This is a genomic window from Pseudomonas sp. GW456-E7 (assembly GCF_059424105.1).
This window is the reverse complement of record NZ_JBWKZB010000046.1, coordinates 24312-47611: the sequence shown is the minus strand read 5'-3', so window position 1 is coordinate 47611 and position 23300 is coordinate 24312. Positions and strand designations below refer to the sequence as shown.

At 61.5% G+C, this 23300-nt stretch carries 25 protein-coding genes; 9 read left to right on the top strand and 16 right to left on the bottom strand.

What is annotated here, in order from left to right:
• The 3 genes from AC07YV_RS24160 to AC07YV_RS24150 all read right to left on the bottom strand — a co-directional run.
• Window positions 1-209: hypothetical protein (locus AC07YV_RS24160; protein ID WP_494990359.1), on the bottom strand; the 209-nt coding region annotated here is incomplete at its 3' end.
• Between the two features lie 73 nt (window positions 210-282).
• Complete coding sequence (locus tag AC07YV_RS24155; RefSeq protein WP_102701715.1) at window positions 283-1593, bottom strand: ATP-binding protein; 1311 nt, start codon at window positions 1591-1593, stop codon at window positions 283-285.
• Window positions 1590-2330 carry a response regulator gene (locus AC07YV_RS24150; RefSeq protein WP_102701714.1) on the bottom strand — a complete coding sequence of 247 codons (741 nt, stop codon included), beginning with the start codon at window positions 2328-2330 and terminating at the stop codon, window positions 1590-1592. The genes AC07YV_RS24155 and AC07YV_RS24150 overlap by 4 nt, the downstream gene beginning before the upstream one ends.
• A gap of 306 nt (window positions 2331-2636) precedes the next feature.
• Here AC07YV_RS24150 and AC07YV_RS24145 point away from each other — a divergent pair, with 306 nt between their 5' ends.
• The 3 genes from AC07YV_RS24145 (at window position 2637) to AC07YV_RS24135 (ending at window position 4566) form a co-directional block, all read left to right on the top strand.
• Window positions 2637-2900, top strand: coding sequence for a DUF2790 domain-containing protein (locus tag AC07YV_RS24145; RefSeq protein ID WP_102701713.1), 264 nt, complete (start codon window positions 2637-2639; stop codon window positions 2898-2900).
• Between the two features lie 48 nt (window positions 2901-2948).
• The gene (locus tag AC07YV_RS24140; RefSeq protein WP_095968207.1) at window positions 2949-3203 is read left to right on the top strand and encodes a hypothetical protein; all 255 of its coding nucleotides are present in this window, start codon (window positions 2949-2951) and stop codon (window positions 3201-3203) included.
• A 145-nt stretch (window positions 3204-3348) separates the two neighbouring features.
• Window positions 3349-4566 (top strand): cytochrome c biogenesis protein DipZ, encoded by a 1218-nt coding sequence (locus AC07YV_RS24135; protein ID WP_102701712.1) that lies wholly within the window; start codon window positions 3349-3351, stop codon window positions 4564-4566.
• Window positions 4567-4583: 17 nt separating this feature from the next.
• Here the strand turns inward: AC07YV_RS24135 and AC07YV_RS24130 are convergent, their stop codons facing one another.
• Window positions 4584-5045 (bottom strand): GNAT family N-acetyltransferase, encoded by a 462-nt coding sequence (locus AC07YV_RS24130; protein WP_102701711.1) that lies wholly within the window; start codon window positions 5043-5045, stop codon window positions 4584-4586.
• Between the two features lie 76 nt (window positions 5046-5121).
• On the bottom strand, window positions 5122-6099 hold the full coding sequence (locus AC07YV_RS24125) for an AraC family transcriptional regulator (protein ID WP_102701710.1): 978 nt from the start codon (window positions 6097-6099) through the stop codon (window positions 5122-5124).
• 177 nt (window positions 6100-6276) lie between these two features.
• Between AC07YV_RS24125 and AC07YV_RS24120 the strand changes: the two genes are divergently transcribed.
• On the top strand, window positions 6277-6546 hold the full coding sequence (locus tag AC07YV_RS24120) for a DUF4242 domain-containing protein (protein ID WP_102701709.1): 270 nt from the start codon (window positions 6277-6279) through the stop codon (window positions 6544-6546).
• A 44-nt stretch (window positions 6547-6590) separates the two neighbouring features.
• On the top strand, window positions 6591-7403 hold the full coding sequence (locus AC07YV_RS24115; protein ID WP_102701708.1) for a class I SAM-dependent methyltransferase: 813 nt from the start codon (window positions 6591-6593) through the stop codon (window positions 7401-7403).
• A gap of 122 nt (window positions 7404-7525) precedes the next feature.
• Here AC07YV_RS24115 and AC07YV_RS24110 read toward each other — a convergent pair whose 3' ends face one another.
• Together AC07YV_RS24110 and pcsA are read right to left on the bottom strand one after the other, a co-directional pair.
• Complete coding sequence (locus AC07YV_RS24110; RefSeq protein WP_102701707.1) at window positions 7526-7912, bottom strand: DUF488 domain-containing protein; 387 nt, start codon at window positions 7910-7912, stop codon at window positions 7526-7528.
• Between the two features lie 2 nt (window positions 7913-7914).
• Window positions 7915-8637, bottom strand: a complete 723-nt coding sequence (gene pcsA, locus AC07YV_RS24105; protein WP_102701706.1) for a phosphatidylcholine synthase — start codon at window positions 8635-8637, stop codon at window positions 7915-7917.
• A 258-nt stretch (window positions 8638-8895) separates the two neighbouring features.
• On the opposite strand from pcsA, the gene AC07YV_RS24100 reads away from it, so the two are divergent.
• On the top strand, window positions 8896-9624 hold the full coding sequence (locus tag AC07YV_RS24100; protein WP_102701705.1) for a tellurite resistance TerB family protein: 729 nt from the start codon (window positions 8896-8898) through the stop codon (window positions 9622-9624).
• Between the two features lie 302 nt (window positions 9625-9926).
• Window positions 9927-11939 (top strand): DNA ligase D, encoded by a 2013-nt coding sequence (ligD, locus tag AC07YV_RS24095; protein ID WP_102701701.1) that lies wholly within the window; start codon window positions 9927-9929, stop codon window positions 11937-11939.
• Window positions 11940-12086: 147 nt separating this feature from the next.
• Here the strand turns inward: ligD and AC07YV_RS24090 are convergent, their stop codons facing one another.
• From AC07YV_RS24090 to potE, 7 genes are all read right to left on the bottom strand, one after another.
• Entirely contained in the window at window positions 12087-12761 is a 675-nt protein-coding gene (locus AC07YV_RS24090; RefSeq protein WP_102701700.1) for a DUF3313 domain-containing protein, read from the bottom strand.
• 50 nt (window positions 12762-12811) lie between these two features.
• Window positions 12812-14080 (bottom strand): OmpP1/FadL family transporter, encoded by a 1269-nt coding sequence (locus tag AC07YV_RS24085; RefSeq protein ID WP_102701699.1) that lies wholly within the window; start codon window positions 14078-14080, stop codon window positions 12812-12814.
• Window positions 14081-14149: 69 nt separating this feature from the next.
• Entirely contained in the window at window positions 14150-15763 is a 1614-nt protein-coding gene (locus AC07YV_RS24080; protein ID WP_102701698.1) for an arylsulfatase, read from the bottom strand.
• Window positions 15764-15955: 192 nt separating this feature from the next.
• Entirely contained in the window at window positions 15956-16495 is a 540-nt protein-coding gene (locus tag AC07YV_RS24075) for an HD domain-containing protein (protein ID WP_102701697.1), read from the bottom strand.
• Window positions 16495-16896, bottom strand: a complete 402-nt coding sequence (locus AC07YV_RS24070) for a hypothetical protein (RefSeq protein ID WP_015094584.1) — start codon at window positions 16894-16896, stop codon at window positions 16495-16497. Before AC07YV_RS24070 ends, AC07YV_RS24075 begins: the two co-directional genes overlap by 1 nt.
• A 182-nt stretch (window positions 16897-17078) precedes the next feature.
• Window positions 17079-19364 carry an Orn/Lys/Arg family decarboxylase gene (locus AC07YV_RS24065; RefSeq protein ID WP_102701696.1) on the bottom strand — a complete coding sequence of 762 codons (2286 nt, stop codon included), beginning with the start codon at window positions 19362-19364 and terminating at the stop codon, window positions 17079-17081.
• The gene (gene potE / locus AC07YV_RS24060; protein WP_102701695.1) at window positions 19361-20770 is read right to left on the bottom strand and encodes a putrescine-ornithine antiporter; all 1410 of its coding nucleotides are present in this window, start codon (window positions 20768-20770) and stop codon (window positions 19361-19363) included. The genes AC07YV_RS24065 and potE overlap by 4 nt, the downstream gene beginning before the upstream one ends.
• A 183-nt stretch (window positions 20771-20953) precedes the next feature.
• On the opposite strand from potE, the gene AC07YV_RS24055 reads away from it, so the two are divergent.
• Together AC07YV_RS24055 and AC07YV_RS24050 are read left to right on the top strand one after the other, a co-directional pair.
• Complete coding sequence (locus AC07YV_RS24055; protein WP_102701694.1) at window positions 20954-21283, top strand: hypothetical protein; 330 nt, start codon at window positions 20954-20956, stop codon at window positions 21281-21283.
• Between the two features lie 123 nt (window positions 21284-21406).
• Window positions 21407-21823, top strand: coding sequence for an organic hydroperoxide resistance protein (locus AC07YV_RS24050; protein ID WP_095968188.1), 417 nt, complete (start codon window positions 21407-21409; stop codon window positions 21821-21823).
• 262 nt (window positions 21824-22085) lie between these two features.
• Here AC07YV_RS24050 and AC07YV_RS24045 read toward each other — a convergent pair whose 3' ends face one another.
• Both AC07YV_RS24045 and AC07YV_RS24040 read right to left on the bottom strand, forming a co-directional pair.
• Window positions 22086-22595 (bottom strand): copper chaperone PCu(A)C, encoded by a 510-nt coding sequence (locus tag AC07YV_RS24045; protein WP_102701693.1) that lies wholly within the window; start codon window positions 22593-22595, stop codon window positions 22086-22088.
• Between the two features lies 1 nt (window position 22596).
• A complete protein-coding gene (locus AC07YV_RS24040) occupies window positions 22597-23202 on the bottom strand; it encodes an SCO family protein (protein ID WP_102701692.1) in 606 nt (201 codons plus the stop codon).
• Window positions 23203-23300: the final 98 nt, after the last annotated feature.

Below are 23300 nucleotides of genomic sequence, written 5' to 3'. Positions count from 1 at the left end.
CGGCAGATGCATGGGGAGGGGGTTTTGGGGGTTGTTGATTGAGGACATATCCATTTGTTTGGGCGAACCTGCTCTTCGGCTAAACGCACTCCCCTGTAGGAGCTGCCGCAGGCTGCGATCTTTTGATCTTGATCTTCCGCTCTTTCGACATTGTCAAAAATCAAAATCAAAAGATCGCAGCCTTCGGCAGCTCCTACAGGGAAACACATCAGTACCAGGTCGGCCGGTAGGCACCTGTGGGAGCGGGCTTGCCCGCGAAGGCGGCCTTCCAGCCAATCCTTCCTACCCCGGCAATCTCAGCTCCGCACACAACCCCCCACCTTCACGATTGCTCAAGGTCAACGACCCTCCAATGGCGATCGCCAATTGTTGGGCAATCGCCAACCCCAACCCGGTGCCGCCGGTGCTGCGGTTGCGGGAGTTTTCCACGCGGTAGAACGGCTCCATCACTTGCTTGAGTTCTTCCTCGGCGATTCCCGGGCCGCGGTCGAGGATCTTGATCGACAGCTTGCCGTCGGCCTGTTTTTCCACGTGCAACTCGGCGGCCCCGGCAAATTTCAATGCGTTGTCCGTCAGGTTGACCAGCACCCGGCGCAAGGCGTGAGGGCGGGTGTCGATGACGGTGGTGCTCTTGCCTGTGAGCTGAACGTCCTTGCCCATGTCCTGGTAGTCGAACACCAGGCTGTCGAGGAACGAGTCGAGGTCGGTGCGGCGGCTTTCTTCGGTGGCGCCGTGGATGCTGCGGGCGTAGGCGACGCCTTCGCGCACCAGGTGTTCCATCTCGCCCAGGTCGTTCCACAGTTTGTCTTTTTCGCTGGAGTCGTCCATGAACTCGGCGCGCAGTTTCATGCGGGTGATCGGGGTTTGCAGGTCGTGGGAGATCGCTGCGAGCAGTTGCATGCGTTCCTTCAGGTACGCCGCGATGCGTGCCTGCATCGCGTTGAAGGCCTTGGCGGCGTGGGCGACTTCGGTCGGGCCTTTTTCGTCCAGGAGCACGGGGTGGGCGTTGGGGTCCAGGGTTTCGACGGCGTCGGCGAGGCGGGTGAGGGGGCGGATGGCGATTCTGACCGCCAACCAGGAACAGGTGAGCATCAGCGCCAGTTGCCCGAGCAACACGAAGGGCAGCCAGGGCGACAACGGCACCATCGCCGGGCGGAGGTCGATGGTCAGCGGGCTGCCATCCGCCAGGTTCAGGTGCACTTGAAAGTGTTTTTTCGGCCCGGGGATGTCGGTAAAGGTCATCGGGTAATCGTGGCCGATGGCGTCCTTGATCGAGGCGATGGCAATGGGCGCATCGGGCATGTCGGTGCGGATGGGCGTGCCCGGCGAACCCTCGTTGAGCAGGTAACTGTAGTTGCGCCGTTCCAGTTGTTTGAGCCAGGCGGATCGTTCATCGGCGGGCAGGCGGTCGAGGATGGCAATGGAGGTGGAAACATCGGTTTCCAGGTTGCCCAGCATGGTGTTTTTCGAGGATTCGTAGCGTTCGTAGTACTGCGCGCCGAAGGACAATGCCTGGGCGAGGATCAGGCCGATCAGGAAAATCAGCGACAGCCGCGAGGCCAGGGTCCGCGGCCAATGCAGCGCCCGCGTCATGATTGATCGCCCAGGATTTCCACCGGCAGGGAAAACACATAGCCTTCGCTGCGCACGGTCTTGATGTAGGCCGGTTCGCGGGCGTCGTCGAGCAGGCGCTGGCGCAGGCGACTGACCAGCAGATCGATGGAACGGTCGAACAGGTCGGCGTCGCGGCCCTGGGTCAGGTTGAGCAGTTGATCGCGGTTGAGCACCCGTTGCGGATGGTCGAGAAACACCCGCAGCAATCGATATTCGGCGCCGCTCAGGGCGACCATGGTGCCGTCCTGATCGAGCAGGTGGCGGGCCGAGGTGTCCAGGCGCCAGCGCCCAAAGGCCAGCAGGCGACTGGCTTCGGTCACCACCAGGTTCGGCGGCAGCATGCGGGTGCGTCGCAGCACCGCGTTGATCCGCGCCAGCAGTTCACGGGCAGCGAAGGGTTTGACCAGGTAGTCGTCGGCGCCCATTTCCAGGCCGAGGATGCGGTCGGTTTCATCGTTGCGCGCAGTGAGCATCAGCACCGGCGTGGTCTTGTGTTTGCCGGCGCGCAATTCGCGGCAGAGCAGCAGGCCATCGTCCCCGGGCATCATGATGTCCAGCACGATCAGGTCCACCGGGGTGGTTTCCAGAAACGCGCGCATCTGCCGCCCATCCGCCACGACGGTGGTGCGCAGGCCGTTCTTCTTCAGGTAGTTGCCTACCAGCTCGCGGATTTCGCGGTCATCGTCAACGATGAGGATGTGATCAACGTGATCCATTGGGCCAAACCTCTGATGAATGGGGATTGCCACACAGTCTATCGAGCCCGGGCGGGGTCGCCTGCCGCCCTTTGTATTGCAGTGTATCCGGCCTGCCTGGGGATACACACGAAGGCAAAAAAGCCGATTTCCGGGGGTTTTGTATTGCTCTGTATCTGCACGCGGTTCTGATACGTACCGATTGATTCACGCCGATTCCCGACACAGACGAGATACCTCGCAGGCTTTTAATGGGTTCCATCGAGGCAAACCAGAGCGCCTCGGCCCAACGAACCAACGACCTGTTGAAACCTTGAGGAACTCGCCATGAACACCAAAGCTGTCTACGCCGCCTGCCTGTTTGCCGCCCTGAACATCTGCACCCTGTCGGCCCGCGCCGAAGCCGATGTTGCGCCAAAAACCTACACCTACGGCACCCATCTTGACATCAGCAAAGTGGTTTCGCTGACCGAGGACGCTACGCCTTCCTGCGGTGTGGTCAATGCACGGCTGACGTACCTCGACTCCCAGTCGAAAACCCAGGTGCTGGATTACAGCAAATTCGCCGACCACTGCAACTCGGAAAACTGAGTGCTGCGATCAACGACCGCCTAATCCCATTGAATCAGGAAGGACATCATGAACAACGTATCCCGCTTTCTTACCGCCATCGCCTTTTCCGTCGCCGGTGCGGCAGCCCATGCCAACGCCTCTGTCGAGCAAAGCGCCTGCGGCAGCAACACCTGCTTCCAGCTGACGCCCGTGGCAGAGAAGGGCACCCAGGGCTTCCTTGCGCAAGACGGTTCCAGCCGCACGCCGCAAGGCCAGATGCTCGCCGAGAACGGTGCCAGCCGCACGCCTCAGGGGCAGTTGCTGGATGAACAGACAGCTTGAAAACACCTCAACCCACTGTGGGAGCGAGCCTGCTCGCGAAAGCGATTGTCCGGTCAACGATGTGTCGCCTGACCCGACGCCATCGCGAGCAGGCTCGCTCCCACATTGGCTCTATGTCGTCCTCTGAATTGTATTAGGTGATCCCATGTTACTCATCGCTTTCCTGGGCGGCATATTGACCGTCCTCAGCCCGTGCATCCTGCCGGTCGTGCCCTTCCTGTTCGCCGGGGCCGACCGCACACGCGCCTCGATCCTGCTGACCCTCGGCGGCATGGTCCTGACCTTCGCCCTGGTCTCCAGCCTGGCCGTGGTCAGCACCGAGTGGGTGATACAGGCCAGCAACACCGGGCGCCACGTCGCCCTGTTCGTCATGGTGCTGTTCGCCCTGTCGCTGATTTCCGCCCGGGTCGGTGACTGGCTGGCGCGCCCCTTCGTGCTGCTGGGCAATCGCATCGACCCGGATTCGCGCAAGATGTCCGGGCCGCTGGCGTCGATCATGATCGGTGTCGCCACCGGGCTGCTCTGGGCACCCTGCGCCGGGCCGATCCTCGGGGTGATTCTGACCAGCGCCATGCTGCAGGGCGCGAACGCCGGTACCAGCCTGTTGTTGGTGGCCTATGGCGCGGGCAGTGCGCTGTCCCTGGGCGTCCTGATCTTTGCCGGTCGCGGCCTGGTCAATCGCTTGAAACCGTCGATTCCGGTCACCGGCTGGCTGCGCCGGGGCGCCGGGGTTGCGGTGCTGGCCGGTGCGGCAGTGATCGCAACGGGGGCCAATGACCTGTTGCTGGCCAACACCTCATCGCAAGGTGTCAGCCGTGTCGAGAAAAACGTGCTGGAGACCGTGCCGAAAGTCGTCGATTACCTGGTCAGCAAGGTCAAGGCCGACAGCACCATGGGCGACGCCCAGGGCGCGATGCCGTCGCTGTCCGGCGCGGTGGACTGGATCAACTCACCGGCACTGACCAACGAAGCCCTCAAAGGCAAGGTGGTGCTGGTGGACTTCTGGACCTTCGACTGCATCAACTGCAAGCACACCCTGCCGTACGTGAAAGACTGGGCGAAGAAATATGAAAAGGACGGACTGGTGGTGATCGGCGTGCACACGCCTGAATACGGCTTTGAACGCATCATCGACAACGTCAGGGACAAGGTGAAGGAATACGGCATCACCTACCCAGTGGCGATCGACAACAACTACGCGATCTGGCGCAACTTCGACAACCAGTACTGGCCGGCGCACTACATCATCGATGCCAAGGGGCAGGTGCGTTACACCCACTTCGGCGAAGGCAGCTACGACACGCAGGAGAAAGTGATCCAGCAGTTGCTGGAGGAGGCCAAGGCCAGCGCGCCAGCGGCTTGAACCATTCGATCAATGGCTCATAGGTCTCGCGCCATGAGCCATTGATCTTTTTCCCATGCCTGAAAACGCTCCTGCACAACCCAGCCACGTCTGGCGTAATAAGCGCTCTGGTCCTGGGTGTGCAGGTAGATCCTCTTCTCGCCGTTGGCTTTGGCTTGCGCGCAAATCCCTTCGATCAAACGCTCCGCCAGGCCCTTGCCGCGTGCCTCGGGAGTGATGAACACACAAGCGAGCCAGGGCCCCAGATCCGGGCGATGGGTCAGGTCAGCCCTGGCCAGCGCCGCACCGCCCAACAGTTCGTCGTGGTCGAGGGCGATCAGGCACTTCCAGTCGCCATTGTCCTGGCCTTTGGCGAATTCCCGTTGCCAGTCGGGCAGGGGCTGTCCGGCGTATTCGTAGTGGAACTGCCGGTGGATCCACGAAGCGAATGTGTTGCTGTACTGCATATGTCGAGCAAGCCAGTCCAGGCGGGGTGTCATGTGATGAGTCCTTTCCGAGTTCAGTCGCTGGGTAGCGAGAGTAGCGGGCCTGGGCGGTGCTGTCGCCCCTGCCGGTTCAGCGACCGCTCAAGTGATTCGAGGCCGCCTGACCACGCCGCCACGCCGCCGGCGGTGCACCGAACTCGCGCCGAAAGGCGCGGCTGAAGGCGGTATCGGTCTGGTAACCCACTTCTTCGGCGATGCGCGTCAATGAGTTGTTGCTGCTGCGCAACAGGTTGGCGGCGAGCAACATACGCCATTGCGTCAGGTACTGCATCGGCGACACCCCCACCAGTTGCTGGAAGCGCTCGGCCAATACCGATCTTGAAGTGCTGGCGGTGCGCGCCAGTTCGTCCAGCGTCCAGGCGTGGCAGGGTTTTTTGTGCAAGGCGTTGAGGGCGGCGCCGACGATGCGGTCGCGTACACCGGCCAGCCAGCCGGTGCGGCCTTCGCCCTGTTCGTTCATGTACAGGCGCAGCACTTCGATGAACAGCACTTCGGCGAGTTTGGCCAGGACCCCTTCGCCGCCGGGGCGGGGCGAACGGGCTTCGGCGAGGGCGTAGCGCACGGAGGATTCCAGCCAGATACCGGCACTCGAACCGCGCACGTTGACCCGCACCACGGGCGGCAAACCCTTGAGCAACATGCCCGCCAGGCGCGTGTCGCACGCCAGGTAGCCGCAGACCAGGCGGGTGACCGCACCACCGCCGCCATAGCTCAGCTGGCGGGGCCGGCGTGCCAGTACCGCATCCAGTCGTGCACCCGTGGCCGGGGGCAATCCCGGTCGGGAGCACATGCGATGGGCATCGCCCTGAGGGAAGATCACCACGTCGCCAGCGCTCAGCAGCAGCGGAGGGTCATCGCCCAACTCGACGTAGCACTCGCCCTCGGTGATCAGGTGAAAGATCACCACCCGTTCCGCATCGGGCTCCAGGAACGGCGCGGCCGTGTCGGCGCTGGGCGACTGGTAGCACCAGGGCGCGGTGAACCGGGCGTTGATGAAGATCGCGCCGACCAGGTGCACCACCCGCAGGGTCTGTGACAGAGCGTCCATAGGGATTTCCCCGTGACAGGATTCCTGATTGTGAACGCGTCGGTGCGCCGTGTGGAATCTCCGGACGATCGGGCAGGCTTGGGCGACGATCGGGCAGGACGCCAGCGCCGGTCAGGACGATAGTTTGATCACAGGGTGAACGCGCCCTGCCATCCAGAACAATAAAGAGAGGTTGCCATGCCTAAGTTCGTCATTGAACGTGAGATCCAGGGCGCCGGAGCTCTGTCGGAAAGGGATTTGAAAGCCGCTTCGCTAAAGTCCTGCCAGGCCTTGCGTGAGTTGCCAGAGGTACAGTGGCTGCAGAGCTATGTCACCGGTGACAAGCTCTATTGCGTGTACATCTCGCCGAGCGAAGCGCAGATCCAGGAACACGCCAGGATCAGTGGTTTTCCCGCCAACCGCATTTCCCGGGTCATGAACATCATCGACCCGACGACAGCGGAGTAACCGCGATCAGGCCCGATTCGTGTTTCAACCCAGAGACTGCCTCCATGAGTACACCCATTGATCTGACTGCCTTGAAAAACCGTCAAATGGCCTCCTGGGCCAGCGGCGACTACGCCGTGATCGGCACCACCCTGCAAATCGTCGGCGAGCAACTGGCCGAAGCCTGCGACCTGTTGTGCGATGAGCGCGTGCTCGACGTCGCCGCCGGCAACGGCAACGCGACCCTCGCGGCCGCGCGCCGAGGCTGCAAGGTGACGTCCACCGACTATGTCGCCGCCTTGCTCGAACGCGGCGAAGAGCGGGCCCGGGCAGAACGCCTGAACGTCTCTTTCCAGGTCGCCGATGCCGAAGCCTTGCCCTTCGCCGACGGCAGCTTCGACGCCGTGCTTTCCACTTTCGGTGTGATGTTCACGCCGGACCAGCCCAAGGCCGCCGCGGAGCTGGCACGAGTCTGCCGCCCGGGCGGGCGGATCGGCCTGGCCAACTGGACGCCGGAAGGCTTCGTCGGCCAGATGTTCAAGACCCTGGGCCAGCACCTGCCGCCACCGCCGGGAGCGAATCCGCCCTCGCGCTGGGGCACCGAAGCCTGGCTGCACGAGCATTTCGACGAGCGGGAATTCCTGCTGCAGGTGACGCGCCGCACGTTCAATTTCCGCTATCGCTCGGCGGCGCATTTCATCGACACCTTCCGCCAGTGGTACGGGCCGGTGCACAAAGCCTTTGCCGCACTGCCTGAGGATGGCGCCAAGGCCCTGGAAGCGGACCTGACCGAGCTGATCAACCGGATGAACCGGGCGGGCGACAAGTCGCTGGTGGTGCCGAGTGAATACCTGGAGGTGGTGATCACGCGGCGTTGAGTGACCACAAGTCCCATGTGGGAGCGGGCTTGCTCGCGAAGACGGTCTTCCAGTCGCAGCTATTGTGACTGATACACCGCTTTCGCGAGCAAGCCCGCTCCCACATTGGATGGTGGTGCAGACTAAACAACCTTCGCCCCCCGCGCCTCCAGCAACTCGCGCAACACCGACCGATGACAATGCGCTTCATCCTCGCAATAACACCCCACGGCCAGGGACGTCCGGTGGGACAGCGCGGCCAGCAGGTCCAGCATCTGGCTGGCGGCGGGCTGGTTCATCTCGGCCTTGAACTTGCGCCGGAACACCTCCCAGGCCTTGGCATTCTGCGCAGACTTGGCCTCGGCCACCAGTTCCGCGCTGGGTGCCAGCAAGGGCTGCCAGACATCATAGAAATCCCGGCTGGCGAAATCGGCTTTCGGTACGCCACGGGGAGGGCGGCGTACCGTGCCCAGGCGCAAGCCTTCGTCGGGGTGACGCGGCGAACCCAGTTGAACGATATGGACCGCCATGGCTACTTGAGCCGCGATTCGTCGAACCACTCCAGCGCCGTGCGCCAGAAGCAGATACCGAGAAAATACGCCGACATCAGCAGCCACAACCCCATCACCATCGGGTTGATCACCGGATGGTTGAGCACCAGCGACAAGCTGCACAGCAACCAGATGGCCGTCACTGCAATGTTGATCGGCATGAACCGACGCACGCGGAAAGGGTGCAGGAATTTCATCCGGGTCACCGTCAGCAGAGCCAGGCCAATCACGGTCAGGAAGGTGATCCACGGCGACGGGGCGATGATGTACAGGCACAGGGCAACCACGTTCCAGGCGGCGGGGAAGCCCTGGAAGTAGTTGTCCTTGCTCTTCATGTTGACGTTGCAGAAGCAGAACAGCGACGACACCAGAATCAGCGAAACGCTCAGCAGCAGGGTGTAGTCCGGCAACGGGATGTAGCGATAGATGAACAGCGCCGGGATAAACACATACGTCAGGTAATCGATCACCAGGTCGAGGATCGAGCCATCGAAGCTCGGCAACACCGACTGCACGTTGACCTTGCGCGCCAGTGCGCCGTCCAGTCCGTCGACGATCAGGGCGACGCCCAGCCACAGCAGGCAATGGGTCGGCTGGTTATCCAGCAGGGACAGGGTGGCGAGGAAAGCGGTGACCACGCCGGTGGCCGTAAAACCATGGGCGCCCCATGCTTTGAGTCTGGCGATGTACAGGGTTGAAATCACAGGGGCGTTCTCCAGTGAATGAAGCAAGCCAGTTGACGCCCCGCGTAAGAGGGCGCTGGCAAACCGGGTCGGGTTGCAGGTATCGACCGGGTATCCGCGGATAAGGTTCACCACCTATGAATCTTAGCCGCGCTGAAAAAAAATACCCCGGACAATCCGCCGTGACGCGGGTGCGTCAGCCCAACGGCGCTGGCACATTCGTCTGCGAGGTCTATCGTTGCCTGTCTGGACAGAACCCTTCCCAAGAGGACAAGCGTCATGAACACCAGCGATCTGCTCGAACAGTTATTGCGCGCCGGCCAGGGCTCGATGGCGCAACGGGGCGGCGGTGGCGCGTCGGCCCAGGGCGGGCTCGGCGACCTGGGCGGATTGCTCGGCGGGTTGTTGGGCGGTGGCGCCGGTGCGGGTGCGGGCGGCGGTGGCGCAGGGTTGGGCGGTTTGCTCGGTGGATTGCTGGGCGGCGGTTCGCCAATGGGCGGCGCACCGCAAAGCCGCTCCGGTGGCGGCACCAATTATGCGGCGCTGGCGTCCCTGGGCATGATGGCGTTCCAGGCATACCAGGCCTGGCAGCGCAGCCAGGCGTCGGCGCCGCAGGAAGCGCCGCGCACCGTGGACTTGCTCGCCGGTCCGGAAGCCGAGGAACACAGCCATGCGATCCTGCGGGCATTGATTGCGGCGGCCAAGGCCGATGGCCGGATCGATGAGTCCGAAAAACAGATGATCAGCACTGAAATCGGCCGTCACACCGACGATCCGCAATTGCAGCAATGGCTGGACGATGAAGTCGCCAAGCCGCTGGACCCCAATGAAGTGGCGCAGTCGGCCACCGACCCCGGCATGGCCTCGGAGATGTACCTGGCCAGCGTGATGCTGGTGGACGACCAGCAGGACGCCGAGCGCAACTATCTGGATGAACTGGCCGCGGCATTGCAGATCGAGCCAGAGTTGCAATTGCGTCTGGAGCAGCAGGCCAAGGGTACTGCCTAAAGCTTCGCGAGCAGGCTCGCTCCCACAGGTTGATCCCCGCCGAACGCAGATTCTGCGTGCGCTGAAAATCACTGTGGGAGCGAGCCTGCTCGCGAAGCGGTCGTCACAGTCAACATCCTTGGCGCCTGACCCACCGCCATCGCGAGCAAGCTCGCTCCCACAGGTTGATCCGCGCCGCCCCCCGCGCCACAAGCCCGTCCGTCCGGGCCTTTTCAACGCCGATTGAATTATTGTGCCGCTCGCCGGCTCTGCTTGGTTAAGAGACGTTTGCATCCGACGTCCTGGCGCGAAGCAGGTGAGCCATGCCCCGCAACCTCGATGACAGGCGCGATTTTTCGGCGACTGGCGAGCCAGCCGCCAAGCGCTCAAGCAAGGAAAAACCATCGCCACTGACCGGCGCACGCAAAGCCAGGTTGCCGGACCTGCTCAAGCCGCAATTGGCGACGCTGGTGGACAGGGTCCCGGACGGCGCGTGGAGCTACGAAATCAAGTTCGACGGCTACCGGATCATGGCCCGCATCGACCACTGTGACGTCAGGCTGATCACCCGCAATGGCCACGACTGGACCCACAAACTGCCAGGACAGGCCCAGGCCCTGGTCGCGCTTGGCCTGGAATCGGCGTGGCTCGATGGCGAAATGGTGGTGGCCGACGACCAGGGTGTGCCGGACTTTCAGGCGCTGCAAAATGCCTTCGAGGCGCAGCGCAGCGACGGCATTCTCTACTACCTGTTCGACCTGCCGTACCTCAATGGCGTGGACTTGCGCGAAGTGCCGGTCGAAGAACGTCGGGCCGCGCTGGCGACTGTGCTCAAGGCCAATGACCAGCCGCTGCTGCGCTTCTCCGAATCGTTTGGCGAGGAGCCGCAAGCCTTGTTCGACAGCGCTTGCCGGATGCGCATGGAAGGCTTGATCGGCAAGCGTCTTGGGTCGCCCTATGTCTCCCGGCGCAGCAGCGACTGGATCAAGCTCAAATGCCAGCATCGGCAGGAGTTCGTTATCGTCGGATTCACCGAGCCGAAAGGCTCGCGCCATGCCTTCGGCGCGCTGCTGCTGGGGCTGCATGACCGCGACAGTGGCGAGTTGCGCTATGCCGGCAAAGTCGGCACCGGGTTCAACGAGGCGACGCTGCGCAGCCTCCATGAGCAGCTCAAGCCGTTGCAGGTGAAAAAACCGCCGGTGGTCAATCCACCGGGCGGTGCCGAGGTCAGGGATGTGCACTGGCTCAAACCCAAGCTGCTGGCAGAAGTGGCTTTCGCTGAAATGACCCGGGACGGTTCGGTGCGCCACGCCGTGTTCCATGGCCTGCGCAATGACAAACCGGCACACGACATCACCGAGGAGCGCGCGAAAACCGTGAAAACCTCCACTGCGAAAAAAACCGCTGCCACACAGAAGAAGCCCGACCCCGCACCTTCGCAAATCGGCCTGGACGAGGGCCAGGTGCGCATCACTCACCCGGACCGGGTGATCGACCCCGGTAGCGGCACCACCAAACTGCAACTGGCGCAGTACTATGCGAGTGTCGCCGAGTGGATCCTGCCCGAGCTCAAGGATCGCCCGGTGGCGCTGGTGCGTGCGCCGGACGGTATCGCCGGCGAGCTGTTTTTCCAGAAGAATGCCGAGCACCTGGCGATCCCCGGCATCGCCACGCTGGACAAGCAGCTCACCGGTCAGCCGATGATGCTGATCAACAATGCCGAGGCGCTGATTGGCGCGGTGCAGATGAGTACCGTGGAGTTGCACACCTGGAACGCCACGTCGGCCAACTTCGACAAGCCGGACCGTTTTATCCTCGACCTTGACCCGGACCCGGCGCTGCCATGGAAACGCATGATCGAGGCCACTGAGTTGACGCTGTCGGTGCTGGATGAACTGGGGCTCAAGGCGTTTCTGAAAACCAGCGGCGGCAAGGGCATCCATGTGGTGGTGCCGCTGACCCGCAAGCTCGGCTGGGATGAGGTCAAGGACTTCAGCCATGCCATTGTCAGTCACATGGCCAGGCTGTTGCCCGAGCGTTTTTCGGCGGTGTCGGGACCGAAGAACCGGGTCGGGCGGATCTTCATCGATTACCTGCGCAATGGCCTGGGCGCGACCACCATCTGCGCCTACGCCGTCCGGACCCGTGAGGGCCTGCCGGTGTCGATGCCGATCTTTCGCCAAGAGGTTGCCGAACTCAAGGGCGGCAATCAGTGGAACCTGCACAACGCGCTTGAACGCCTGGCTGAAGTCGGCGATGAACCCTGGGCGGACATGCGCAAGACCCGGCAGGCGATTACTGCCGAAATGCGCCGGCGGGTGGGGATGAAGAAGTGACCGGAAGGATCAGGAAGGGACCTCATGTGGCGAGGGAGCTTGCTCCCGCTCGACTGCGCAGCAGTCGCACAACACGTCGTTGCCGACAGTCATGGGGCCGCTGCGCAGCCCGGCGCGAGCAAGCTCGCTCGCCACAAGGGTGGGGTGTTACTTGAGGAAGGCCTGGAAGTCGGTACCCAGTTTGTCGATCGCCGCCTTGAAGTCCTTGGCGGTAATCTTCTGGCTTTCATTTTCCAGGGTAGTGCCAAACACCTTGCGCACCACTTTGGCCACGGTCTGATTGCTCTTGGCGTCGATGAACTCGGCTTCGATGAACAGGGTGGTGTCCTGGTCACGGTGACCGGTGGCTGCCTGGGTGGCCCCGACGACGGCCGCGATGGGGACCACTTCATACCACTTCATGCCTTCGTTCTCGGCGTTCACCCCGGTAATCGCCGCGCGCATGATCAGGGGCCGGGAACCCGCCGGAGCCGCTGAGGAGTTCGACACTACGCGGTACCGCTGACCCAGCGTGGCCTTGGCCTTGCTGGTCATGTAGTTCTGAATGTCGGTCAGCGTCTGCTGGTTGACCCGCTCATCGGGTTTGGGCGCCGGGTACAGTTCCAGCTTGTTGAACACCACGGTGTCATACGCATTCGGGTTCCACGAAGGGCTGACCCAGCGCATCGCGGTGCCGCCGCTCGGCGTTTCGACTTCCTGCAGGTTGTTGTAGTTGGACAGGAAGCCTGAGTACTGTTCCTTCTCAGTCACTTTCGAGGTGCAACCGCCTAGCAACAGACTTGCCAGCGCAGCGCCGACCAGCAGTTTTCGGGACAGATTCATAGTGGTGTCTACTCCTTGGATAAAATCGTCGTTCTTTCGTTTACAAGACATCAAAATCGCCAGGTCATGTTCCCGCTCAGGGCTTGAATCCAGGCATTGTCGAACTCACCGGAAATCTGATTGCCGGATACGGATTTGGTCTGGTCAACCGGCATGTCGCCGAGCCAGACCATGGCCCAACTGACGTTGATATCGGTGTCCTTGTTCAGAGCATAGGTGGCTCCTGTGGCAATGCGCCAGGATTCGTTCATCGGCACGATCACGCTGCGGTTGCCGTCCGACACGGCACTGCTGTCGTACGCCACACCGACGTTCCACAGCCACTGCTCGGTGGCCTGGTATTGCGCACCCAGGGACAGGTGCCAGGTGTCCTTGAAGCCGGCGTCGACCGTTGTCGATTGCGAACCCACCGCGGTGGTGTCGACCTGCACGCCGATGTCACCGAATTCCGACCAGTCCTGCCAGTTGACCGAGGCGAGCAAGGCCCATTGCCGGTCCAGTTGCTGGAACAGGCTCAGGGTGACGGTTTGCGGCACCTTCATGTCGAGTTCGGTCTTGGTGTTGTTGACGCGCTCGAGCAGTCGGCCATCGCCATTCACGTCCAGCCGGTCCTCGAAGTCCAGATCGACCTGGCTGGTGTAGGTCAGGCCAATCCGCGTGCCGGTTTGCGGGGCATAGATCACCCCAACGTTGGCGCCAAAGCCCCAGGTGCCGTCCTTGTATTTGTACTGGCCGTCGGTGCGGTCGGTGAATCCGAAGGGGGAGCGGTCGATGGCTGTTTGCGCCTGCAACATGCCGTACATGGCCTTGACGCCGAGGCCGACCGACCACTGCTCGTTGAAGCGATAAGCCACGCTCGGTACCAACGACAGGCCGAGCAGACTGGAGTTCTGTGCGAAGTAACGACCGGACCAGTCGTTGTCGTAGTTGACCGCCAACCCGAAGTCGCCGTACTGGCCGAAGCCGACGCTCCAGTGCTCGTCCAGTTCATGGCTGATGAAGAAGCTGCCGCCGGGAATCGGGTCGAGGGCGTTGCCACTGCCGCTGCCCGGGGTGTTGGTGCCGGCGTCGCGGTCGAAGCTCAAATCGCCGTACAGCACCTGCAAGCCGGCGGTGATTTGTGTGCCGGGCAGGTAGCTCATGCCCGCCGGGTTGCTGGCGATGGTCGAGGGGCCTTGGGCGCGGGCGGCGGCACCGGCGTTGGCCAGGCCAGCGTTATCGGTGCCGATTTCGTAAAGTATGATGCCGCCGGCCCAGGCTGGCTGGCAGCACAGGGCGAGTAGCGTACAGGCGGGTAGGGCCAGTGTGCTTGTGCGCATGTAACTACCTCATCAAATGTCCATTTCGAATGTGGGTGGCCTGTGCCGGCCACCCATGGTTTCGGCTGTTTACTTGGCCATGGCTGCCCGGGCCGCTTCGATCTTGGCCTTGACCGCTTCAAGATTGAAGCTCGCGCCTTTCTGCATCGGCGGAAACTCCACGGCTGTTTCGGCCAGTTTGACCACTTGTTGCTGCACAAACACATAACGCCAGAACTGGAATTTGAACCACTCGAAATACTCCAGCGAACCATTGGCCGCCATATTCTCCGGCCATCCGGCACGTTCGAACGGATCGAGGCGCAGGTTAGTCAGGATCGGCATGTCCAGCGTGACCTTGGCTCCCAGCCAGCCCCCGGGCTGATCGATGAAGCGGTACTTGAAGTCATCGATGCGGATCGCACCCAGGGTGCTCTCTCCAAAGTAGAAGATTTCATGCCGGTTCGACGGGCCTTTTCCGGTGATCATTGGTGTTTGATCATAGCCGTCCAGGTGAACTTTGTAGGTGGTGTCGCCCAATTGTTTGCCTTTGAGCAGCTCTGCCGTGATGTTCGGGTTACCCGCCGCTGCGACCAGGGTCGGGAACCAGTCCAGGCCGGACATGATGCCGTTGGCGACCTGGTTGGCCGGTACCTTGCCCGGCCAGCGAATGATCGCCGGTGCCCGGAAGCCGCCTTCCATCACCGTGCCTTTGCCCATGGCGAACGGGGTGGTGCCGCCGTCCGGCCAGGTGAAGTTTTCCGCACCATTGTCGGTGGTGAAAATGACGATGGTGTTGTCGTCCATGCCGTCTTTTTTCAGCTTCGCCAGGACATCGCCCACGACGTCATCGAGCTGCGCCATGCCGGCTTCCTGTTCCGACCAGCCATTTTGCGAGTTGCGCATGGCTTCGTACTTGTCGGACAGGTGCGTGACGATGTGCATGCGGGTCGGGTTGAGCCAGACGAAGAACGGTTTGTTGTCCTGCTTGGCCTTGTCGATGAACGAGAAGGCCTTATCGCGAATCTCGTCGTCGACGGTTTTCATCCGCTCCGGATAGAGCGTGCCGGCATCTTCGATTTTCTGCTTGCCGACCTTGCCCCAGCGCGGCATCACGGTCGTGTCATCGGTGGTGGTGGCCCAGCTGTGGACCATGTTGCGCGGGCCCACGGTGGCGAGCAGTTCTTGCGGATAGTTGGGGTGCGCCGGGTCTTCCATGGCGTCGAGGTGATAGAGGTAGCCGAAGAATTCGTCGAAGCCGTGCACGGTGGGCAGGAACTCGTTCAAGTCACCCAAGTGATTCTTGCCGAACTGGCCGGTGGCATACCCCATGGCCTTGAGCGCAGTCGCGATGGTCACGGCTTCGGCGGGAATACCCACGGGCGAGCCGGCCTGGCCGACGGTGGTCATGCCTGTGCGAATCGGCAGTTCGCCGGTTATGAAATTGGCGCGCCCGGCCGTGCAACTGGCCTCGGCGTAATAGTCGGTAAAGCGCATGCCTTCAGCGGCGAGTTGGTCGAGGTTGGGTGTTCTGCCAGCCATCATGCCCTGGTTGTAGACACCGATATTCGACCAGCCAATGTCGTCGCCCATGATCACCAGGATGTTGGGGGCTTTGTCGGCGGCCAGGGTCAGGCCGGGAATCGCCATTGCAGACAGCAACAGCGGTACCGCAAACATCGAGGATAAGGTTGTCCGGTTCATGTAGAGCTCCTGCGTACTTGCGTGAGTACTTCGAGACGAGCCCCCAACCGTCATTGAAATTAGTATTCCCCCGCCAAGAGCGTAGGTTTGAATTGCAAAATATCCAGTTCTGGATAGTCAGAAAGTGAGTGTTCCAGGGCGTTTGCCCAGAAATGACCGTTCGCAAAAGCGCTGGGCTGACAGACGTCTGTTTCACCAGCGAAACATGGGCAGCGGTCGTAGCGGCGAGTGGAGCAGTTGGCGGGCTGAAAGCTTCATCAGCATCGAGTGAAAACCGTGATCGGGAAAGGTCGACTGCACGGTCTTGATGAAGCTTCGGGGCAGGCCGAAGCGGACCAGGCCCAGGGACACATCCACCAGATCGGCCCGGCGGAAGGGTTCGACGCTGTCGGCACAAGCGCCGCGATACCGGCGTAGTTTGTGGTGCTCGAGTATCAACGCACTGACTTCATCTTTGAGTTGCGGGCGTTGTCGGCTGTCGAGATATTCAGTGGCCAGTGCAATGGACGGCGGCAGGTAGTCAAGGGTGTCATCGGTCCAGATACCCAGGTCATGAAACGCCGCTGCGATCTGCACGGCATCCGAGGGCAAGCCTTCGGTACCGCTGAGGGCGGCATGGAAATTCAGCACCCGGTAAATGTGGTTGCGGTAGCCCTGCAGGTCGGCGCCGATGGCCAGGGCGAACGAGGTGAGGATCTCGTCGGTGAGGGGGAATTCGAGAATGGGCTTCATCAGGCGTCACGCAACAGGTCGTTGGCATTGAGCAGCTCGTAGGCAATCTCCGGGCGCTTTTCCATGGCTCGGCGAATGGCGGCCGGGATGTTGGCGCGGGTCTTGCGGCACAGCCCCGGCAGTTCGCCGATCTGGATGCCGATGCCACGCATGGTGCGCACCTCATTGAAGCCGGGGGCGATGTCCACGCGGATGCCCAACTGTTCGAGCATACGCCGTTGCAGGTGCTCCAGATCGCTCAGGCTCTGCAGATTTTCCAGGCGTTCGATCAGGCGTTTTTCTTCGTTGCGGGTCAGAAACAGAATGCGCAGGTCCGCCCCCGGTGTTTCCAGCAGCGGGTCACGCCCGCAGTCGCAGGCGCCGGGCGGGCAGGGTGAGCGAATTGGAGCGGTGGTGGTCATGGGGATCAATCATAGAGCGCGGTGATTGAGTTTGCCCATAGGGATTTTGGGAGAGTATGCAAAGCAATGTGGGAGCGAGCCTGCTCGCGAAAGCGGAGTGTCAGTCACCATCTTGGGTGACTGTCAGGCCGTCTTCGCGAGCAGGCTCGCTCCCACAGGTTTTACGGTGAGTCTCGCTTACCTCACTTCAAGACCAGCATCCGATAAACGCCGTCTTCGACTTCGATCCCGTGGGTGTCATGGGTGAAGCCGGGGAAGGATTTGTCGAAGGCTTCCAGTGCCTTGAGGTACGCCAGCAGCGGACCGTCCGCGGGGCCTGCGTTCTCACCTGGCATGAGCAACGGGATGCCTGGCGGGTAGGGCACGATACCGGTGGCGGCAAGGCGTCCGGCGGCTTGCTCGAGGGTGACCAGTTCGATGTCGTTGCGCACCAGTTTCTCGTAGGCCTCCACCGGGCTGAATTCGGCTTTTGGCAAGGTGCCGAAGGCCTGGGACATGTTGGCGGTGGTCTTGTGTTTCTTCATGGCGGCGAAGATTTCGTCGGCCAGATCCTTGAGGCCCATGCCGGCATAGCGTCGCTGGTTGGCGTTGTACAGGTCGGGCAGGCACAGCTCCAGCTCGGCGTTGTCGTCGTAGTCGCGCTTGAAGTCGAGCAGGGCGTTGAGCAGCGTGCCCCACTTGCCTTTGGTGATACCGATGGAGAACAGGAACAGGATGGTGAAGTCGGTGGTTTTCTCGACCACGATACCCTGGCGGCCCAGATACGCCGTGATCACACAGGCCGGGATACCGGAGGCGAGCAGGTTGCCGTCGTCGCCCATGCCCGGGGCAAGTACCGACACCTTGATCGGGTCGAGCATGCAGTAGCCGTCTTCGATGTCACCGAAACCGTGCCATACCGCATTCGGGTGCAGGACCCAGCAGTTCGGGTCGGTTTTAAGGGTAGCCGGGTCGACCTCATGGAACGGCACGGTCGCGGCGCCCACCTGTACGGTCGGCGGCTGCCAGCAGGTGAAGAACCAGTCGTCCTTGCTCAGCATCTCGTTGTGCATGCGCGAGAGAACCTGGCGGAAGCTGATGGCTTCTTCGATCGACTCGCTGGTGAGGATCTGTCCGCTCGGCGCTTCCATCATCGCCGAGCTGACGTCGCAGGACGCCATGATCGCGTAGTTCGGCGAGGTCGAGGCGTGCATCATGTACGACTCGTTGAAGCGCGCATGTTCAATCGGGTTACGGCCGTCGCGCACGTGGATCATCGAGGCCTGGGACAGCGCGGCCAGCAACTTGTGGGTCGACTGGGTGGCGAACACGGTCGGCTTGGACTTGTCGTGGTCGGCCGGGTTGCCGTGCATGGCATGGCGTCCGCTGTACAGCGGGTTGAAGCGCGCATAACCGTACCAGGCTTCGTCGAAGTGCAGGCGGTCGACGCTTTCGCCCAGCAACTCTTCGACGCGGGTGACGTTGTAGGTCAGGCCGTCGTAGGTCGAGTTGGTGACAATCGCGTGCACCGGCGTCGGGTCGATGCCTTTCTTGACCAGCGGGTTGTTGGCGATGGCGGCTTTCACGCCTTCGGCGCTCAGGGTCTGCGGCAGGATCGGGCCGATGATGCCGTAGCGGTTGCGGGTCGGCACCAGGTAGGTCGGAATCGCCCCGGACAGGGTCATCGCATGCTCGGCGGACTTGTGGCAATTGCGGTCGCACAGGGCGATCTGGTTGCGCGTGACGCTGGCCATGAGAATGACGCGGTTGGACATCGACGAACCGTTGGTCACGTAGTACGTGCGGTGCGCACCGAAGACCTTGGCGGCATAACGTTCGCCCTGGCCGATGGGGCCGCTGTGATCAAGCAGGGAGCCCAGTTCGCCGACCGAGATCGACAAGTCGGAACGCAGCAGGTTTTCACCGAAGAACTCGTAGAAGGCGCGCCCGGCAGTGCTCTTGAGAAAGGCGGTGCCGCCGGCATGGCCCGGGGTGTGCCAGGAGTATTCATAGGTGCGGGCAAACTTCACCAGCGCGCCGAACATCGGTGGCAGGGCCGCCTGACGATAGCGTTCGATGGCAGCCAGGATGCGCCCGCTGAGGAAGCCGGTGGTGTCTTCGGGCAGCCAGATGAAGTCGTCGGCGTGTTGCATGACCAGCAACGGAATGCTCGACGCGGTGGTACGGTCGCTGATCAGGAACACCGGCACCCGGGTGTTGCGCTCGCGCAGTTTGACCAGCAGCTTGATGCAGTCGGCGTGGCCGTCGCTGGTGTCCATTTCCCAGCGGATGAGTACGCACTGGACGGCAGGGTCCGAACGCAGGATCGATGCAGCATCCGAGAGGCTTTCCGAAGCCAGGACACTGACGCCACGTCCCTCTACATCGTGGACCAGATGATCCAGGGCGCGGCCAAACACGGTTCGTTTGTCCGGTGGACTGCTGACCAGTAGCGCCAGCATGCCCAGCGAGTGTTTATAGTCCGTCATGCTTGAATCTCCAGAGTGGCTTTATTCAGATTGTTCACCGGCACTGGCTCGGCAGTGAGGTGCTGCGCGCTGACGGTTTGCGTCGGTACGCTGTTGTTGAGTGCTTCGAGGCGGATCAGGCGGTTGTTGACGAAGCCGAACAGGGTGTAGCCGAAGATCGTGGCGACGCCACCGAGCATCAGGGCCTGCTCACCGGAGCTGTACAGCGCCAGGTAGCTGTAGGCCGCCGCGATCAGCGCAATGACGTTGGTGGCCAGCGCCTTGCCTTCCGGCACGTTGGAGACTTTCTGCATGGTCATCAGCGCGGCCATGGACAGGATGTACGGCACCAGGTTGGTCACCACCGCGAGGTTGACCAGGGTGTCGAACTGCTTGCTCAGGTCGGGACTGATGGTGAGCAGGGCCAGTGCGGTCTGTGCGGCGAGCAGCACCAGCATGCCGACAATCGGGGTACCCGCCTTGTTGGCCTTGGCGAAGATCGACAGGAAATAACCGGTGTCGGCCGAGCTTTTGTACACCTGTGCAATCGTGAACTGCCAACCCAGCAGCGAACCGATGCAGGCGAGCACCATGGCCGCCATCACGATGTCACCGACCATCGGGGTGAACATCTTGGCGAACACCAGGCCGAACGGCGCGGTGGACGCGACCAGTTCTTCGTTGCCGACGATGCCGAAGATGACGTTGGTGGAGACGATGTAGATCACCGCCGCACCCAGGGTACCGCCCAGCACGGCAATCGGTACGTTGCGCTCGGGGTTTTCCACCGCGTCGGTGTTGGCGCAAGCCGATTCCAGGCCAAGGAAGGCCCACAGGGTGATCGCCACCGAGGCGCCCGCCGCTTCGAACCAGCCCTTGTCATGAGGGTTCCAGCCAGCGGCGTAGACGCTGCTGTCGAAATAGAACCAACCCACCGTGGACACCAGCACCACCGGTGCAATCACACCCCAGACGGTGATCGCGCCGATCCGGCCGGTAATGCTCGCGCCGCCAAAGTTGGCGAAGGTGGTGATCCACAACAAGGCAATGGTCGCGAGACCGACTTGCAGTGAATCAAGTTTGATTCCGAACAGCGTCTGTATATAGCCAACCGCGGTAATACTGATCGCCACGTTGGCAATCAACAGTGAGAGGCCGTAGGTGTAGTTGGTGATGTAGTTACCGGCTTTACCGAACGTGTATTCGGCATAGCCGCCCATGCCGCCGGTCTTGCGGCTGAGCATCCCGCATCGCGCAAAGGCGTAGGCCAGAGCCAGGGAGCCGGTGGCCGTCACCAGCCAGGAAAGAATCGAAATTGCACCGACTTCGGCTAGTTTCGTCGGTAGTAGCACAATGCCTGAGCCCAACATGTTGACTGCGGTCAACATTGTCAGTTGCCCTACACTCATTTTTTTTGCGACTGACATTCCGTTGCCTCACTTAGTTGGCGATTGAGAGTCTTAGCTATAGCAAAGGATTGAAAACTCGCAAGAAATGGCCTCAGCCATCTCGTTTTTTGCACTCATTGGCAAAAAAGGCACGATGCTGGCCCCCAAGTTAAAAAATCCCCCGCAAAATTAGTTCATTTTCAACTAGTTAGATAGGTCAAGATGCGCAAGATATGGATCGCGTTAATTCCGCTAGTTGTTGCGGGTATCAGCAACTCAACGCAAGCCAAAGAACTGGCCACCCAGGATCAATACATGTGCAGTTGGGGCGCGGGCACTGCTGCAAGGGCACAGGAGCTCAAGCTTTCAGGCGTTTCTCTATACGCCGCGCGGCAGAAAATCCAGGCCTACAAGTTCGCCAAAACATGGATGCGCATGATGGCACTTGGTATTACAGAGCAAACTTATGACAGTTCGTCGCGATTGAAACCGACTGCCGTACGGCAAAGCTTTTATGAGGACTGCGTCAGGTACAAGTTGGCGCGTAAATAAGGAAGAAGCGGGCGCTGGTCGGATCGACCGCGGCGCGGGCCGGTGACGTCTATATTGATTGACCATCCCGGCGACTGGATGGGTGTTAAAACCGGTTTCCTACAACTCAATCAGGAGGTCAGCATGAACCAGATCGATAAAGTGTTGTACACCGCCCAGACCCACACCACCGGCGGGCGCGACGGCGCCTCCCGCAGCTCCGACGGAATCCTCGATGTGAAGCTGTCTTCGCCAGGTGCGGGCGGTGGCGGTACCAACCCCGAGCAATTGTTCGCTGCCGGGTGGTCAGCCTGCTTTATCGGCGCCATGCAAGTGGCAGCCAGGGAAATGAAAGTGGCATTGCCCAAGGATGTGGCGGTCGATGCGGAAGTCGACCTGGGCACCAATGAAGGCGGCTACCTGCTCCAGGCCCGGCTCAATGTCAGCCTGCCGGGGCTGGACCGTGAGACCGCACAGAAAATCGTCGACACCGGGCACCAGTACTGCCCGTACTCGAAAGCCACGCGCAACAACATCAACGTCGTGCTCAAGCTCGTTTGAGTTGACGTGAAAAGCTCGGCGCCAACAATGACCTGACCCAGGGTGAGCCGAGGGCATTGAAATTGTCGGTGACGGTGGATTTCCACGGGATGTTTTTTGGGCAACTCCTGTGGGAGCGAGCTTGCTCGCGATGGCGGCGTACCATTCAACATCAATGTTGACTGACCCGCCGTAAATCGCGAGCAAGCTCGCTCCCACAGGTACTGTGTTTTACCTGACCCGCAACGTGCGATCTTTTTGACGTTGCGGCGCTACGGGAAAATCAATTCATCTTGCTGTGATCATGCGCCATGTTGCCGTGATCCATGGTGCCAATCGCCTTGGCAACGGCTTCAACCTGGATCGACTCTTTCTCGCCCTTGGCGTCTACGACGGTCAGGGTCAGCGGTACCTTGTCGCCTTCCTTGATCTGGCCCGTCAGGTTCATGAGCATGATGTGGTAGCCATTGGGATCCAGGCTCACCGCTTTACCGGCCGGCAGTGCCACGGCGTCCACCTGCTGCATTTTCATCACGTCGTCTTTCATGCTCATTGCATGAATCTGCACCAGAGCTGCCACCGGCGTTTGCACGCTCAACAGTTTGCTGTCGCTGCTCGCGGTGACGGTCATGAAGGCGCCGCTCGACGGCTGGCCGGCTACGGTGGCGCGGACCCAGGCGTCGTCGACCCGGGTTTGTGCCGACACCTGAAAGGCCAGGCCGACCAGGGACAGGCCCAGTGCCAGTTGCTTGCAACGCTGTGCGAAACGGTTCTTAGCCTGCGGGGCATTCATATCAGCAAACCTCCATCACGGTGAGCAGGTCCTCTGCGCACTCTTTGGCCGTCAGGGACGCGGACAGCCCCAGGCGCAGATTGCCCCGGGAGTCGAAGACATAACTGGTCGCGGTATGGGAGAGGGTATAGGTATCGCCGCTCGGGACTTTTTCAAAGAACACGCCGAATTCCTTGGCGGTGGCGGCGGTTTCTTCCAGGGTGCCGTACAGCGCTTCGAAACTCGGGTCGAAGGCCTTGACGTACTTGTCGAGCAGCTCTGGCGTATCGCGCTCAGGGTCCAGGGTGATGAAGATCACCTGCAGCCTTTCGCCATCGCGGCCCATCAGCTTTTTGGCCTGGGCGGCACGGGCCAGCGTGGTGGGGCACACGGCCGGGCACTGGGTGAAGCCGAAGAACACCAACGGCATCAGGCCGCGAAAGCTGCCCAGCATCCTGGTTTCGCCCTCGGTGTTCGTGAGCTTGAAGTTACGCCCCATGATCTTGTCGCTGAGATCTTTGCCGTACTTGAACGACAACTTGCTGCTGTCGTCGCAACCGGCGAGCAGGCCCAGGCTCAACAGGCCCATGCCTTGCAGGACAGTTCGGCGGGTATACAAAGTACTCATGGAAAAAAGCATCCTGTTGAACAGGCTGAAACTGACAGCGTAGTGACTGTACAGACGAAAAAATCGGGGGGATCTTAACAAACTGTGCCGGTAGCGGC